Source organism: Pseudomonas sp. LBUM1652 (assembly GCF_059716105.1).
This window is the reverse complement of record NZ_CP166804.1, coordinates 5133931-5149427: the sequence shown is the minus strand read 5'-3', so window position 1 is coordinate 5149427 and position 15497 is coordinate 5133931. Positions and strand designations below refer to the sequence as shown.

Here is a 15497-nt window from a genome sequence, read left to right as displayed (position 1 = left end):
TTACAAAGAAGAAGGGCGCCGGTTGGCGCCCTTTTTTTATGGGCGCCGGATGGGCTATTCTCGGGCTCTCCCGCGCCGTCGTCAGAGCCGGGTGTTGAGCAGGGAACCCCCGATGATCACCAGTAAGCTGCCGAATGTCGGCATCACTATTTTCACGCAGATGTCTCAGCTCGCGGCGCAGACCGGTGCCATCAACCTGTCCCAGGGTTTTCCTGATTTCGACGGCCCGCAGTCCCTGCTCGATGCGGTCGGTTGGCATATTGCCAGTGGCCACAACCAGTATTCGCCGATGACCGGTCTGCCGGCGCTGCGTGAGCAGATCGCGGCAAAAATCGTCCGCAGCTATGGCGTGAGCGTGGATGCTGACAGCGAACTGACGGTGACCCCGGGAGCGACCCAGGCGATCTTCTGTGCGATTCAGGCAGTTATCCACAGCGGCGACGAAGTCATCGTCTTCGACCCGTGTTACGACAGTTATGCACCTGCAACGGAGCTGGCCGGCGGTCGCTGCGTGCATGTGCAGTTGGCAAGCGACGACTTTTCCATCGATTTCGAGCAACTCAGCGCTGCCATCACGCCGCGCACGCGAATGATCGTCCTCAACACCCCGCACAACCCGAGCGGTGCCCTGATCAGCCGTGCCGAGCTGGATCAACTGGCCGCATTGATCCGCGATCGCGACATCTATCTGATCAGCGATGAAGTCTATGAACATCTGGTATTCGACGGCGTGCCGCATGTCAGCGTGCTCGCTCACGAAGAGCTGTATCAACGCGCCTTCGTGGTCAGCTCGTTCGGCAAGACTTATCACGTCACTGGCTGGAAAACCGGTTATGTTGTCGCGCCGCCAGCGCTGACTGCCGAATTGCGCAAAGTGCATCAGTACGTGAGTTTCTGCGGCGTCACGCCGCTGCAATATGCCTTGGCTGATTACATGGCCGAGCACCCGGAGCACGTCGAAGAGTTGCCGGGCTTCTATCAGGCCAAACGCGATCTGTTCTGCGATCTGCTGGCACCGTCGCGATTCAGCTTTACCCGGGTCACCGGTACTTACTTCCAACTGGTCGATTACTCGCAGATCCGTCCCGACCTGAACGATGTCGAGATGGCCATGTGGATGACCCGCGAACACGGCGTGGCGAGCATTCCGGTGTCGGTGTTCTATCAGAGCCCACCCGAAGGCCAGCGCCTGGTGCGTCTGTGCTTTGCCAAACGCGAGGAGACGCTGCGCGAAGCGGCGGCAAAACTATGCGTGATTTGAGTATGTTGCCCGATCTCAATCTGGCGCTGATCCAGACCAGCCTGGCCTGGCATGACCGTCAGGCCAATCTCGAGCATTTCGATGCGTTGCTGGAGCAGGCGCGGGGGGCGGATCTGATTATCCTGCCGGAGATGTTCACCACCGGTTTTTCCATGGAATCAGAAACCCTCGCCGAAGCCGAGAACGGCCCGACCAGCAAATGGCTGCGGGTTCAGTCGGCGAAGCTCAACGCGGTGATCACCGGCAGTGTCATTATTCAGGCCGCCGACGGTAGCCATCGCAATCGCCTGTTGTGGGCGCGGCCCGACGGTGAAGTGCTGCATTACGACAAGCGCCATCTGTTCCGCATGGCCGGCGAGCACAACCATTACACCCCCGGCGAGCGCCAGGTGCAGTTCGAACTCAAGGGCTGGCGGGTTCGGCCGCTGATTTGCTATGACCTGCGCTTCCCGGTGTGGAGCCGGGATGCGCAAGACACCGATTTGCTGCTCTACACCGCCAACTGGCCCGGCGCGCGTCGTCTGCACTGGAATCGTCTGTTGCCGGCCCGGGCCATCGAAAACCTCTGTTACGTGGCGGCGGTCAATCGCGTCGGTACCGATGGCAAGGGTTTCGCGTACACGGGAGACAGTCAGGTGCTGGATTTCCAGGGTGAGACGTTGCTGGCGGCGGGGGAGGCTGATGGCGTATTCAAGGTTGTGCTGGAAGCGGCGCCACTGGCGGCTTATCGCGAAAGATTCCCGGCTAATCTGGATGCCGACACCTTCGAATTCACCTGAAATTCAAGCGGTGACGGGGAGGGCCCTTTCGCGAGCAGGCTCGCTCCCACATTGGAATGCGATCCTCCTGTGGGAGCGAGCCTGCTCGCGAACGGGGCTTTGAAATCTGCACAAAAATGTCAGGCAAAAAAAGGCCCCGGAGTTCGCACTCCGGGGCCTTTTGCATTTCAGCAGTCGATTAAGCCGCTTTCGCTTCCGGCTGGCTCAACGAGCGGTTCAGTGCACTGAACAGCGCCTTGAAGCTGGCGGTGGTGATGTTTTCATCGATGCCCACGCCGTGTACTGCACGTTCACCATTTACACGCAGCTCGATGTAGGCCGCTGCTTTGGCGTTGGTGCCCGCGCCGATCGCGTGTTCGTTGTAGTCCATGATTTCCACCGGAATCGGCAGGCCGGCCACCAATGCTTCCAGCGCACCGTTGCCCTTGCCACGCCAGTGCAGGTTGGTTTCGCCCTGACCCTTGCTCGCCACTTCCACTTCGACGGCGCTGTTGCCGTTTTCTTCCTGCAGGCGATGGCTGACCAGCGCGTACGGGGTGTTGGCTTGCAGGTATTCACTGATCAACAGCGAGTGAATCTGCTTGGCGGTCATTTCCAGGCCCAGGCGGTCGGTTTCACGCTGCACGACTTGGCTGAACTCGATCTGCATGCGACGCGGCAGGCTGATGCCGTACTCCTGCTCCAGCAAGTAAGCGATGCCGCCCTTGCCCGACTGGCTGTTGACGCGGATCACCGCCTCGTAGCTGCGGCCAATGTCGGCCGGGTCGATCGGCAAGTACGGCACTTCCCACAAAGCGTCCGGTTTCTGCTGGGAGAAGCCCTTGCGGATCGCGTCTTGGTGGGAGCCGGAGAACGCGGTATGGACCAGGTCGCCAACGTACGGGTGACGTGGGTGAACCTGGATCTGGTTGCACTCTTCGACGACTTTGCGCACGCCGTCGATGTCGGAGAAGTCCAGTTGAGGGTCGAGGCCTTGGGTGTACATGTTCAGTGCGACAGTGACGAGGTCGACGTTACCGGTACGCTCGCCGTTGCCGAACAGGCAGCCTTCAACACGGTCGGCGCCGGCCATCAGGCCCAGCTCGGTGGCAGCCACGCCGGTACCACGGTCGTTGTGGGTGTGCAGGCTGATGATGACGCTGTCACGACGGTTGATGTTACGGCCGAACCATTCGATCTGGTCGGCGTAGATGTTCGGGGTCGCGCACTCAACGGTGGCCGGCAGGTTGAGGATCATCTTGTGCTCAGGCGTCGGGTTCCAGACCTCGATCACCGCGTCACAGACTTCCTTCGCGAACTCCAGCTCGGTGGCGCTGAAGGTTTCCGGCGAGTACTCAAAGGTCCACTCGGTGTCCGGCTGCATCGCTGCGTATTTGACGAACAGTTTGGCGGCGTTGACCGCGATGGCCTTGATGCCGTCCTTGTCCTGATTGAAGACGATGCGACGGAAAGAAGGCGAGGTGGCGTTGTACAGGTGAACGATGGCTTTCTTCGCACCACGCAGGGATTCGAAGGTGCGCTCGATCAGGTCTTCACGGCCCTGGGTCAGCACCTGAATGGTGGTGTCGTCCGGGATGTGGCCTTCTTCAATCAGGGTACGCACGAAGTCGAAGTCGGTTTGCGAAGCTGCCGGGAACGAGGCTTCGATTTCCTTCACGCCCACTTGCACGAGGGTTTTCCAGAAGCGCAGCTTTTTCACCGCGTCCATCGGCTCGATCAGCGACTGGTTGCCGTCACGCAGGTCGGAGCTGCACCAGATCGGCGCGGCGTCGATGGTTTTCGACGGCCAGGTGCGATCCGGCAGATTGATGACAGGGAACGCGCGGTACTTGGAGGACGGATCTTTGAGCATGCTCATCGGGAAATTCCTTATTGTCTGGGCCGAAAAGAGGCGGCCTGCCGGTGGAACGAATGTTCTTGGAAAAGCGTGGGACGAGGCGCAGCGATTCAGCCCGGCAGTCGTGCGCTGACGAGGCACAGGCTGCGGTGCTGGCGAAGCTGAATAAGGGTGTGAGAGGTTTTCATGCTTTCAACCCTAACCGCGGGTGGGGAGGATGGCAAGCAGTCGAAAAAAATTGAGAGGAATACTCGAAAAGAGAGGGTTCGCGCGATTTTATTGTGTGATAAGCCAGAGAGTGTCTGGATTTTTGCGCAGGGTTTGATGGGGGCGCAATTGAAAGAGGTGGGTTTCAGCGGTATTTGTGGTGGGGAATAGGCCGCTATCGCGAGCAAGCTCACTCCTACGGGGGAGTTGTGTTGTGAACACGATCAACTGTAGGAGTGAGCCTGGTCGCGATGAGGCCAGAAGCCTCGCTGAATAAATCAGGGCTGGAACGCCCCAATGAAAATCGCCGGATCCACCCGCGCATCATTCAGGCTGATATTCCAGTGCATATGCGGCCCGGTCGCCCGGCCAGTCGAGCCGACCTTGCCCACCACTGCACCCCGCGCCACTTGATCACCCACCTTCACATCAATCTTCGACATATGGCAGAACATGCTGATAAAGCCCTGACCGTGGTCGACAAACACCGTATTGCCGTTGAAGAAGTAGTTACCGGTCAGAATCACCTTACCCGCCGCCGGGGTCTTGATCGGCGTGCCGGCCGGCACCGCGAAGTCCAGGCCTGCGTGCGGATTGCGCTCTTCGCCGTTGAAGAAGCGACGCACACCAAACTTGCTCGACAGTGGCCCGTTGACCGGTTTGTCCAGCAACAGGTTGCTCGGCGTGTTCGGGCTGAAGCTGCGGTAGGCCTTGATCTGCTCGGCCAGTTCGCCTTCGATGCGCTTGAGGTTGGCCGGGTTTGGATTGACCTGTTGGGGGTTCTTCAGGGTGATGCGCTGCTCCGGATATTTTTTGTTGCCGACCGTGAACGGCAGATTGCGCCCGCCAGTGCTGATTTGCTGCGATCCCGGTTTGACGGTCAGTGGCACGCCGACAATCGCCAGCCAATTGTTCTGCTCTTTGACCACTAACACCGGTTTGCCCTGATAGGTGGCTTTCGGCGCTTGAGCGGCAGCGCCCAGATCAACCACCGCCACGCCGCCCGGCACCGGTTTGTTCAGCAGCCGGGTGATGTAACTGTCGGCGTGGGCGTTGAAGGTCAGACAGAGTAAAAACAATGGAGCCAGAAAACGCGGCATGGATCAGTCCAGTAAAGAGAGGGTGACGGGCGTCAGGTGATTGTCCTCGACGCGCACTTGCAGTTCGCCTTCGCCGAGTTTGGCTTTCAGGCGCTGGCCAGTGTGGGTCTGCGCGGCGTTGCGGATCGCGTTGCCGCGCTCATCCAGCAGAATGCTGTAACCACGGCCAAGGGTTGCCAGCGGGCTGACCACATGCAGCGTCTGCATCTGACTGTGCAGTTGCAGACGACGGTTTTTCAGGCCTTCACGCATCGCTCGCGGCAAACGTTCGGCGAGGCTGTCGACGCGCTGGCGCAACATCGCCAGTTGCCGTCCCGGATGCTGCCCGGCGAGGCGGGTTTCCAGGCGAATCAGGCGTTCGCGTCGAGTATTGAGATGACGCTCGAAGGCCCGGCGCATACGCATGTCGAGGTCGTCCAGACGCTGAGCCTGCTGGCGCAGACGCTCGCCGGGATGGCGCAGGCGCCGGGCCATGCCTTCCAGACGAAGACGATCGCGCATCAAACGGTCACGCATGCGCATGACCAAACGGCGATGCAGGCTTTCGACCTGACGGATCAGGTGGCTGGAATCGGGAGCGAGCAGCTCGGCGGCAGCGGAAGGCGTGGGTGCGCGTACGTCGGCAACGAAGTCGCTGATCGACACATCGGTTTCATGGCCGACGGCGCTGACAATCGGTGTCACACAAGCATCGACTGCGCGGGCCACGGCCTCTTCGTTGAAACACCAGAGGTCTTCCAGCGAGCCGCCGCCACGGGCGAGGATAAGAGCGTCAAATCCGCGGGCATCGGCCATTTTCAAGGCGCGGACGATCTGCGCAGTGGCTTCGCGGCCCTGCACGGCAGTCGGAATCAACGTCAACTGAACCTGCGGCGCACGGCGGCGGAACACGCTGATGATGTCGCGGATCACCGCGCCAGTCGGCGAACTGATGATGCCGATGCGTTGCGGATGCGCCGGCAGCGGCACTTTGCGTTCGGCGCTGAACAGGCCTTCGGCGCTGAGCTTTTCCTTCAACGCATCGAAGGCCAGACGCAGCGCGCCGTCACCCGCCGGCTCCACGGTGTCGAGAATCAGTTGATAGTCACCACGGCCTTCGAACAGCGAGACCTTGCCGCGAACCTTCACGGCCAAGCCGTCTTTCAGCGCCTGGCGCACGCGTGCAGCGTTCTGACGGAACAAGGCGCAACGCACCTGCGCGCCGCTGTCCTTGAGCGTGAAATAGATGTGGCCGGACGCCGGGCGGGCGAGGTTGGAGATTTCGCCTTCGACCCAGATGTTGCTGAACACGTCTTCGAGCAACACCCGCGCGCGGCCGTTGAGCTGGCTGACGGTCAGGACTTCACGGTCCAGGCCAAGTCTTGCAAAGGGATCTTTAATCATGGGGCGCAGTTTAAAGGCATTCGCCGGTGAATGTCTGGAGGAAGTGTTGCACCAGCGGTGTCGGATTTTGCCGATAGGCGAGGGCCACAGTGCTTTGGCAATCTGAATCTGCCAGCGGTAGAAATCTTACGCCGGACGGTGCGATGTCCTGCATCGACTCGGGCAGCAGGGCGATGCCGAACCCCGCCTGAATCAACTGCAATTGCGTGGTTTTGCGCGACATCACTCTCGCGGCTTTCGGGAAGAAGCCCTGGCGCATGCACAGGTCGGCGCATAAATAGCTCAGGCCACCGCGCTGCGGATGGGGAATCGAGATGAACGGCTCGTCTTTTAATTGCGCCAGTTCGACAATTCTCAGGTCAGCCAATCGATGACTCGCCGGCACCGCTAACAGCAAGCGTTCAGTAAACAGGGGCGTAACCTGAATACCCTCGCGCTGACGCAACACCGGCAGACGCAGCAGGCCGATATCGAGGCGACCTTCGGCCAGTTCCTCCAGTTGCGCTTCCGACGACAGTTTGCCGATGTCCAGCGACACGCCTTGCTGCTGATCAAGGTAAGTGCTGATGTCGCGCAGCAATCGCCCGCTGATCGGTACGGTACTTGAGTGACTCAAGCGCAATGTGCCGAGTTGACCGTGGCCGACTTCGGTGGCCATGGTGCTGGCCTTGTTCAACTCAATCAGCAGATTGCGCGCTCGCGGTAACAACGCTTCACCCGCCGCCGTGAGTCGGGGTTGGCGTGCTGTGCGCTCGAACAGCGGTGTTTGCAGACGGGTTTCCATGTCTTTGATCTGCCGGCTCAGTGCCGATTGCGCGATGAACAAACGCTCGGCCGCCGCACTGAAGCTGCCGCATTCGGCGATTTCCACGAAGTAACGCAGTTGACGGGTTGAAAGCACAAGACATGCCTTTTCGAGATGGGTTGGCGACTTTGAAGATATTAGTCGCAACCCTCGGCGGTGGCTAAAGTCATCAAAGGCTTATAAAGGAAGTCGAGCGATGAGCGTTGTGGGGCTGCTGAGTGAGTGGGCATGGGGTGCCGAGGGCTGGGCGGTGATCGGATTGGCGATCGCGCTGGCCTATATCGTGTTTGGCATTGCCGGTTTCGGCACGGCGCTGGTGGCGGGGCCGATTCTGATTCTGTTCATGCCGTTGTCGAAGATTGTGCCGTTGCTGGTGCTGCTGGATTTCGTCGCGGCGCTTGGCAATCTGCTGCCATCGCGGCGGGACGTGGCGAAACCCGAATTGCTGCGATTGCTGCCGTGCATGGCGGTTGGTTGCACGTTGGGGGTGATTTTTCTGCTCAATCTCAAATCCGATCTGTTGTTGCTGTTGATGGGGCTGTTTATCAGCGCTTATGCGGTTTACAGCCTGTGGGTCAAAGCGCGGCCCGCGCAACTGTCAGCCGCTTGGGCGGTACCGATGGGGACGGTGGGCGGATTGTTCGGAGCGTTGTTTGGCAGTGGTGGCTTTCTATACGCTATCTATCTCAATAGCCGACTGCCTAAAGACGCGGCCCGGGCTACGCAAAGTGCGCTGATCAGTTGCAGCACGGTGGTGCGCTTGAGCCTGTTCGCCATCGCCGGTGTTTATGCCGAACTACCTTTGTTAATGCTGGCGCTGTGTCTGTTGCCTGCCATGGTGCTGGGGTTGTGGATCGGGCGGCGCTTGACCATGCGGTTGTCCCGCGAGGCGTTTGTGCGGCTGGTGACGTGGTTGGTGCTGGCGAGCGGCATTGCCTTGATCGGGCGCTATTTGAGTACTTGACCGGATTTCGTCAGGGATTAAGCTGCCGGCTTTTAGGGCCTCTTCGATTTGCTCGCGAAGGCGTCAGAAGCCATACCGCAGGACTTTCCATGAATTCGCAAAGCATCATCGTCCCGAAAATCTCCACCCTGCCGGTCCACGAACCCCGGGCCCGGGCGATCGTGCGCTGGCTGGTGCGCAAGAACATCATCGAGGAAGAACTGACCACCTGCGGCCGCACCGGCAATCGCATGGCCCACGCCATTGCTGACGGCGCTCGCGCCGTGGTGCTGCACCCTGAGGCGTTGCCGTTCGGCGAGCCGATCAACGGCTTGGAAATCGTCACCAAGCGCTGCATCTACACCCCGGCCAAGGGATTTCTGGAAGAGGCTGGTTGCGCCGAGTGCCGCCGCGAAGTTGGTGAAGCGCTGTTCGAAAGCCTGGAAGACTGGATGCCTGGGCGTACCGACAACTTCACTTGCCCGGAATGCGGACATGAAGACGACATCAACGGCTTTCTGTATTTGCAGGAATGCGCGTTCTCCAACCTGGGGTTCATCTTCAACAACTGGCTGGAAGCCGGGTTCAAGCAGAGCTTTATCGACGAATTCGCCGATTGGCTGGATCAACCTGTCTCTTGGGTCAAGGTGGAACTGTAGAAGCGGCGATTCCCGTACATCAGCAACATTGATATTAAGCAGAGTTTTACGTTGAACAGCGGGGGGTGTCTGACTATAATGGCGCGCTTCCATTTTCCCGCTCGGGAGCCCCCGCGATGCTGCGTATCAGCCAAGAAGCTCTGACATTCGACGACATTCTCCTAGTGCCCGGTTATTCCGAGGTGCTTCCTAACGAAGTCAGTCTCAAGACCCGCCTTACCCGTGGCATCGAACTGAACATTCCTCTGGTTTCTGCTGCAATGGACACCGTTACTGAAGCCCGTCTGGCAATTGCCATGGCTCAGGAAGGTGGCATCGGCATTATCCACAAGAACATGACCATCGAGCAGCAAGCTGCCGAAGTTCGCAAGGTCAAGAAGTTCGAAGCCGGCGTCGTCAAGGATCCGATTACCATCGAGGCAGATGCCACGGTTCGTGATCTGTTCGAATTGACCCGCATGCACAACATTTCCGGCGTTCCGGTACTGCACGATGGCGACCTGGTCGGTATCGTCACTTCCCGTGACGTGCGTTTCGAAACCCGTCTGGATGCCACCGTCCGTGAAGTGATGACGCCTAAAGAACGTCTGGTCACCGTACGCGAAGGCGCCGACAAGAACGAAGTCCGCGAGCTGCTGCACAAGCACCGTCTGGAAAAAGTTCTGATCGTCGATGACAAGTTTGCCCTCAAAGGCATGATGACCGTCAAAGACATCGAAAAAGCCAAAGCCTATCCGCTGGCCAGCAAGGACGATCAAGGTCGTCTGCGCGTTGGCGCTGCCGTTGGTACCGGTAAAGACACCGGTGACCGCGTAGCCGCGCTGGTCAATGCCGGTGTGGACGTGGTGGTGGTCGACACCGCTCACGGTCACTCCAAAGGCGTGATCGACCGCGTTCGCTGGGTTAAACAGAATTTCCCTGAAGTGCAGGTGATCGGCGGCAACATCGCCACCGGCGCAGCCGCCAAGGCCCTGGCCGAAGCTGGCGCCGATGCGGTCAAGGTCGGTATCGGCCCTGGCTCGATCTGCACCACCCGCATCGTCGCCGGTGTCGGCGTCCCGCAAATCAGTGCCATCGCCAACGTTGCTGCTGCCCTTGAAGGCACCGGCGTACCGTTGATCGCCGACGGCGGCATCCGTTTCTCCGGTGACCTTTCCAAGGCCATCGTTGCCGGTGCTTCCTGCGTCATGATGGGCTCGATGTTCGCCGGTACTGAAGAAGCGCCGGGCGAGATCGAACTGTTCCAGGGCCGTTCGTACAAGGCTTATCGCGGTATGGGGTCGCTGGGCGCCATGTCCCAGGCTCAAGGCTCTTCCGACCGTTACTTCCAGGACTCCTCGGCAGGCGCCGAGAAACTCGTTCCGGAAGGCATCGAAGGCCGTGTGCCGTACAAAGGCACCCTGAGCGCGATCATTCACCAGTTGATGGGCGGCCTGCGTTCCTCGATGGGCTACACCGGCAGCGCCGACATCGAAGAAATGCGCACCAAGCCTGAGTTCGTGCGGATCACCGGCGCTGGCATGGCCGAGTCCCACGTTCACGACGTGCAGATCACCAAAGAAGCGCCAAACTACCGCGTAGGTTGAGCCTTCAAGCAACAAGCTAAGCAACCGGGGCTGTTTTATTCAGCCCCGAGTTGTTTCTGAATCACGACTGTTTCTGAATGACTTAGACGAGACTGAATCATGGCCCTCGATATTCACGCTCACCGCATCCTGATCCTCGACTTCGGTTCCCAGTACACCCAACTGATCGCCCGCCGCGTGCGCGAGATCGGTGTGTACTGCGAACTGCACCCGTTCGACATGGACGAAGATGCGATCCGCGAATTCGCTCCTAAAGGCGTCATCCTCGCCGGCGGCCCCGAGTCCGTGCACGAAGCCAACAGCCCGCGCTGCCCGCAGGCCGTGTTTGACCTGGGTGTGCCGGTCTTCGGTATCTGCTACGGCATGCAGACCATGGCCGAGCAACTGGGCGGCAAGGTTGAAGGTTCCGAACTGCGTGAGTTCGGTTACGCCCGCGTTGACGTGGTCGGCAAGAGCCGTCTGCTCGACGGCATCGAAGACCATATCGACGCCGACGGCCTGTTCGGCCTCGACGTGTGGATGAGCCACGGTGACAAGGTCACCAAGATGCCGCAAGACTTCCACATCCTCGCCAGCACCCCGAGCTGCCCGATCGCCGGCATGTTCAATGACGATCGCGCTTACTACGGCGTGCAGTTCCACCCGGAAGTGACCCACACCAAGCAGGGCGGTCGGATCCTGTCGCGCTTCGTTCTCGACATCTGTGGCTGTGAAGCCCTGTGGACCCCGTCGAAGATCGCTGAAGACGCCATCGCCAACATCCGCGCACAAGTCGGCACCGACAACGTGCTGCTGGGTCTGTCCGGCGGCGTTGACTCCTCGGTGGTTGCCGCGCTGCTGCACAAAGCCATCGGCGATCAACTGACCTGCGTCTTCGTCGACAACGGTCTGCTGCGTCTGCACGAAGGCGAGCAAGTGATGGCCATGTTCGCCGAGAACATGGGCGTCAAAGTGATCCGCGCCAACGCCGAAGAGCAGTTCCTGAACAATCTGGCTGGCGAAGCCGACCCAGAGAAGAAGCGCAAGATCATCGGTCGCACCTTCATCGACGTATTCGATGCCCAGTCGAACAAACTGGACAACATCAAGTACCTCGCTCAGGGCACCATCTACCCGGACGTAATCGAGTCGGCTGGCGCGAAAAGCGGCAAGGCTCATGTGATCAAGTCGCACCACAACGTGGGCGGCCTGCCGGAAGAGATGAACCTGAAACTGGTCGAGCCACTGCGCGAACTGTTCAAGGACGAAGTCCGCCGTTTGGGTCTGGAACTGGGCCTGCCGTACGACATGGTCTACCGTCACCCGTTCCCGGGTCCGGGCCTGGGCGTGCGCATCCTCGGTGAAGTGAAGAAGGAATACGCCGACCTGCTGCGTCGCGCCGACCACATCTTCATCGAAGAACTGCGTAAAGCCGACTGGTACCACAAAGTCAGCCAGGCTTTCGTGGTGTTCCAGCCAGTGAAATCGGTTGGCGTGGTTGGTGATGGCCGTCGTTACGCCTGGGTTGTGGCCCTGCGTGCCGTGGAAACCATCGACTTCATGACTGCGCGTTGGGCTCACCTGCCTTACGAACTGTTGGAAACCGTTTCCGGCCGCATCATCAATGAAATCGAAGGCATCTCCCGCGTCACTTACGACGTGTCGAGCAAGCCGCCGGCGACGATTGAGTGGGAATGATCCCGCTGCACGTCGATGCCTGCATTGAGTGACTGAAAACCCCTGGCCCAGGCCAGGGGTTTTTCGTTTCAAGCGCCTTTGAAATCCTTTCAGGCGGGTAGGCGACTCTGAAGTTTCATGCCGACTTCTATCAGGCGCTGCGATAAAGCCGCGATATCCGGAAACAATATCCCACTGATTCGCGGCATGGACTGAAGCCAGATGTAAGCCTGGCCGTCCAGTGTCCGATTCACCGGTATTCGAACAATGTTGCCTGTGCTGTTACGGCGCACGAGCATGTAATCGTTTTGCGACTTTTCAAACAGGTAAGCGCCATTGCGATGCAGCAGGCGACCCAGCGTTTCCTCAGTCCATATCACCGCAGGCGCGTCGATTTGCAGGCGAAGGTCAGCGTAGAGGTAGTCGAACGAGTCGCGGGTCGATGCACCATTGTCAAAAGGGCCGCGAGCTACTTTGAGTCCCGGGTCGATGCTGACGCCTGGGTTTTCCAAGGCAGCGGCTTCTTCAATGCGTAAGCCGATGCCGCCTTTCAGTTCGCTGATTCCTGGCAGGCCTCTGAAATTATTGGTGTTCTGTGCATCGATCAGGGCAATCCATTTGCCCGGTCGATTGAGGAGTGCGTCGCCCCACATGATCCGGGACATCAGATGAGCGCGCATCATTTGCTCTTCAATCGACGTGAGCGGCACCCTGATTTTGCTACTCGCCGCGCACCCAAGGCCTTGGACGCGCACGCCATTGGCCTGGGCGGTCTTCACCAGTTCCAGGATGTTGTGCACCTCGTTCGGGTCGGTTCCGAGGCTGGTCAGGTAAATCCGCAGATCCTCGGACATCTGTCCTGTGGTGTAGAAACTGTTCAGATCAACCTGGGCAAAATCATTCAGCAACTCACCCACGTAGAGCGTCGTGGCGTGTCGTGCAAGCGCGGGCATGTTTTCGATCATGAAACGCATGCTGGTGATGCGATCAAGGGTTTCTCCCACTGCCAGGCCAACCGTTTTTTCAAAGAGGCGATCAATGAGTTCATCGGTCGACATCGAGTGACTGACTTCTGGCAGTGCCGGACGAGCAGGCAGATTGGTCCAATCCAGCTCTGAGTAATACTCTTTGGCCTGGTTCAGGAGTTGTGTGCGTTTTTGGCTGAAATGCAGCGCAACCTGATCATTGAAAGATGGATGTCTGGCCGTGCTCGCCACATCAGCGGAATCATCAGGGAGGTTCATCGCCCACTTTCTCAGCCTGACCTTGTCCAGGCTTCCAGTATCGGCGAGGGTGGTAACCAGGCGCAGTGGGCGGGCAGTCGGTGGCACCGGTTCGACCAGTGGCAGATCCGGCGATGACGTTGATGTAGAGGTAAACGAGGTCCCTTGAGTCTTCGGCGTGCATCCCTTGCCAATGCACTGACCGCCCCCTCTGAGACGCAGCGCAGGCATGCGCTCCCACTTGCCGGCAGCATTGAAGCGAACCGGCAACGAATAAGCGAACTGGTTGGGGTGTTGAGGATCGACGATGGCCCAGTTGCCACTGCTCTCGGAGGCGTCGAAGTAGCGCACGTAGTACGCGCTGCCATCGATATCGATCGCATAGGGGTGGGCGTTCTCGAGGCGGTAGATGCCTTGAAACTTTCCCGGCTCGGTTTCTGCGTAATAGCGATCAAGCAACTCGTTGCACTGATACCGGACAGGCACCTTCGGCGCAGACGGGCGTTGCGGCAGGGGCGCGGTGGGTGTGACCTCGACGGGAATTTCGTTTGCCATCTCGTCAGCCTCTTCGTCAGCGATCACCAACGACGCCTGATCGCGCGGTGGCAGGAAGGGCTCGTTCGCCGAGGTGAACTCAATCAGCCCGGCCATTTCTTCAGCTTCGGCAAATTCGACTTGCGGGCCCACCTCCAGATACGCGCCGGTGCCGATCAAAAACGGGACGTTGAACACTACTTCGATGCCGTTGAGCACCGCGCCAAGGGTGCCGGTCTTGCGCTCGGCAGCTGTCCTGCCGTTGACTGCAAGATCGATGTTCAGCCCCATATTGGCGATGCCGGCGCCAATCACCGGCAATGCCAGCGGCCAGCCGACGGTTGCCATTGGGCCGAATACTTTCAGACCCGCGCTCAAGTACCCTATCCAGAGTTTTTTGCGCAGATCACTGTTGGAGGTCAATGCCAGATTTGCCTCGGCCAACATGGCGCTACGAGTCGAATCGCTTAACCAGGTGAATGCGTCATCGCTGATCGCGACGTTGCTGTGGTTGATCATCCGGTGATCGCTGTGTCCCCAACTGCTCACCAGACGGGTCATCAGATCATTCAGTTTTTCGCTCATCTGATTGCGGTCAGTCAGCGAAAAGCGGTTCATGAAAACCTTGCGCTTATCCTCGGTGTTCATCTGTTCAAGCATCCACCAGTGCAGATCCGCTTCATCTTCCATCAACCGAAAGGGTTGAGCTTCGCCGGGCAGGTAGAGAGTTTGCCGGCCATTGTCCTCAACCAGACGCAGCACTTGGGTGGCGACATGACCATCGAGATCCAACACGCGCACATCACCACTCACCGGGTGCGTGGCTTGTAGCATTTGAAGGGTGACGGGCCAGGTAATGGGCCCTGCCACCGAGTCGATTACGCGCTGAAAATCAGTGCCGTCAAGTTGACCTTTTTGCAGCGCCTGTACCGCCAGGCTGAGGAAGTTGCACTTGGCCAGCGTCCGGAAATCGTTCCACGAGGACTGCCAGAAAGTGGTCAGCTGATGGGTGTAAAGCGTGCTGAAATCGATGTTCCAGAATGCATTCAGAACATCGCTACCCAGCAGCCGCACTTCATTATTCTGATTGAAGTTTTCAGCTTGCGGCCCGTCCGAGTAGAAGCCGCAGTACAGGCCCAGCAGATCGGCATTGTCCTGATCGGTGGCGCGAAAGCGGTGGATCACCAGTTGTGTGAGGGTCAACGATTCATAAGGCTTTTCCAGCAGGTGTTCCCAACCGGTAAACGTCAGATTGCTGCTCTGCGCTGCCCTGAATCTGTGGAAATAGATAAGGTCCGGATCGATGTCCGACAGTCCTTTGTCGATCAGCAGTTGAAGGGCGATCTCACGGGCCGCCTCCAACAGGCTGGGACATGTGTGTACGAGTGTTGTAGCGATTGCCTTGAGGCTGGCCTTGTCTGCTGCGTTCGGCAACAGGCGGCGTTCGGGGGCGTTCATGCACTTCTCCATCCTTGGGGAAAACGAAGATCGAGCATGATCGATCTGCTCAGGGGGGATGCATTA

General features: G+C 59.1%; 11 protein-coding genes. 6 read left to right on the top strand and 5 right to left on the bottom strand.

What is annotated here, in order from left to right; genetic code table 11:
- Positions 1-112 precede the first annotated feature (112 nt).
- Together ACA069_RS23115 and ACA069_RS23110 are read left to right on the top strand one after the other, a co-directional pair.
- A complete protein-coding gene (locus ACA069_RS23115; RefSeq protein WP_497615307.1) occupies positions 113-1261 on the top strand; it encodes a pyridoxal phosphate-dependent aminotransferase in 1149 nt (382 codons plus the stop codon).
- Complete coding sequence (locus ACA069_RS23110) at positions 1249-2040, top strand: amidohydrolase (RefSeq protein ID WP_497615306.1); 792 nt, start codon at positions 1249-1251, stop codon at positions 2038-2040. The genes ACA069_RS23115 and ACA069_RS23110 overlap by 13 nt, the downstream gene beginning before the upstream one ends.
- Before the next feature lie 178 nt (positions 2041-2218).
- Here the strand turns inward: ACA069_RS23110 and leuA are convergent, their stop codons facing one another.
- From leuA to ACA069_RS23090, 4 genes are all read right to left on the bottom strand, one after another.
- Entirely contained in the window at positions 2219-3898 is a 1680-nt protein-coding gene (gene leuA, locus ACA069_RS23105; protein ID WP_489878776.1) for a 2-isopropylmalate synthase, read from the bottom strand.
- 464 nt (positions 3899-4362) lie between these two features.
- Positions 4363-5184: a peptidoglycan DD-metalloendopeptidase family protein gene (locus ACA069_RS23100; RefSeq protein ID WP_497615305.1), complete on the bottom strand. Its 822-nt coding sequence runs from the start codon at positions 5182-5184 to the stop codon at positions 4363-4365.
- Between the two features lie 3 nt (positions 5185-5187).
- On the bottom strand, positions 5188-6567 hold the full coding sequence (gene xseA / locus ACA069_RS23095; RefSeq protein WP_489878778.1) for an exodeoxyribonuclease VII large subunit: 1380 nt from the start codon (positions 6565-6567) through the stop codon (positions 5188-5190).
- Positions 6568-6577: 10 nt separating this feature from the next.
- On the bottom strand, positions 6578-7468 hold the full coding sequence (locus tag ACA069_RS23090) for a LysR family transcriptional regulator (protein WP_489878779.1): 891 nt from the start codon (positions 7466-7468) through the stop codon (positions 6578-6580).
- Positions 7469-7568: 100 nt separating this feature from the next.
- On the opposite strand from ACA069_RS23090, the gene ACA069_RS23085 reads away from it, so the two are divergent.
- The 4 genes from ACA069_RS23085 to guaA all read left to right on the top strand — a co-directional run bounded on the left by ACA069_RS23085 (position 7569) and on the right by guaA (position 12237).
- On the top strand, positions 7569-8336 hold the full coding sequence (locus ACA069_RS23085) for a sulfite exporter TauE/SafE family protein (RefSeq protein ID WP_497615304.1): 768 nt from the start codon (positions 7569-7571) through the stop codon (positions 8334-8336).
- 89 nt (positions 8337-8425) lie between these two features.
- Entirely contained in the window at positions 8426-8974 is a 549-nt protein-coding gene (locus ACA069_RS23080; protein WP_187680620.1) for a sugar ABC transporter ATPase, read from the top strand.
- A 116-nt stretch (positions 8975-9090) separates the two neighbouring features.
- Positions 9091-10560: an IMP dehydrogenase gene (guaB, locus tag ACA069_RS23075; RefSeq protein WP_187680619.1), complete on the top strand. Its 1470-nt coding sequence runs from the start codon at positions 9091-9093 to the stop codon at positions 10558-10560.
- Between the two features lie 99 nt (positions 10561-10659).
- Positions 10660-12237 carry a glutamine-hydrolyzing GMP synthase gene (guaA, locus tag ACA069_RS23070; protein ID WP_187680618.1) on the top strand — a complete coding sequence of 526 codons (1578 nt, stop codon included), beginning with the start codon at positions 10660-10662 and terminating at the stop codon, positions 12235-12237.
- A gap of 89 nt (positions 12238-12326) precedes the next feature.
- Here guaA and ACA069_RS23065 read toward each other — a convergent pair whose 3' ends face one another.
- Complete coding sequence (locus ACA069_RS23065; protein WP_497615303.1) at positions 12327-15431, bottom strand: membrane-targeted effector domain-containing toxin; 3105 nt, start codon at positions 15429-15431, stop codon at positions 12327-12329.
- Between the last annotated feature and the right edge of the window lie 66 nt (positions 15432-15497).

Bases quoted from the DNA above. Each gene is read 5' to 3' on its own strand.
- ACA069_RS23085 (WP_497615304.1), top strand. From the start codon at position 7,569: ATGAGCGTTGTGGGGCTGCTGAGTGAGTGGGCATGGGGTGCCGAGGGC.
- ACA069_RS23110 (WP_497615306.1), top strand. From the start codon at position 1,249: ATGCGTGATTTGAGTATGTTGCCCGATCTCAATCTGGCGCTGATCCAG.
- ACA069_RS23100 (WP_497615305.1), bottom strand. From the start codon at position 5,184: ATGCCGCGTTTTCTGGCTCCATTGTTTTTACTCTGTCTGACCTTCAAC.
- guaB (WP_187680619.1), top strand. From the start codon at position 9,091: ATGCTGCGTATCAGCCAAGAAGCTCTGACATTCGACGACATTCTCCTA.
- ACA069_RS23080 (WP_187680620.1), top strand. From the start codon at position 8,426: ATGAATTCGCAAAGCATCATCGTCCCGAAAATCTCCACCCTGCCGGTC.
- guaA (WP_187680618.1), top strand. From the start codon at position 10,660: ATGGCCCTCGATATTCACGCTCACCGCATCCTGATCCTCGACTTCGGT.
- xseA (WP_489878778.1), bottom strand. From the start codon at position 6,567: ATGATTAAAGATCCCTTTGCAAGACTTGGCCTGGACCGTGAAGTCCTG.
- ACA069_RS23065 (WP_497615303.1), bottom strand. From the start codon at position 15,431: ATGAACGCCCCCGAACGCCGCCTGTTGCCGAACGCAGCAGACAAGGCC.
- ACA069_RS23115 (WP_497615307.1), top strand. From the start codon at position 113: ATGATCACCAGTAAGCTGCCGAATGTCGGCATCACTATTTTCACGCAG.
- leuA (WP_489878776.1), bottom strand. From the start codon at position 3,898: ATGAGCATGCTCAAAGATCCGTCCTCCAAGTACCGCGCGTTCCCTGTC.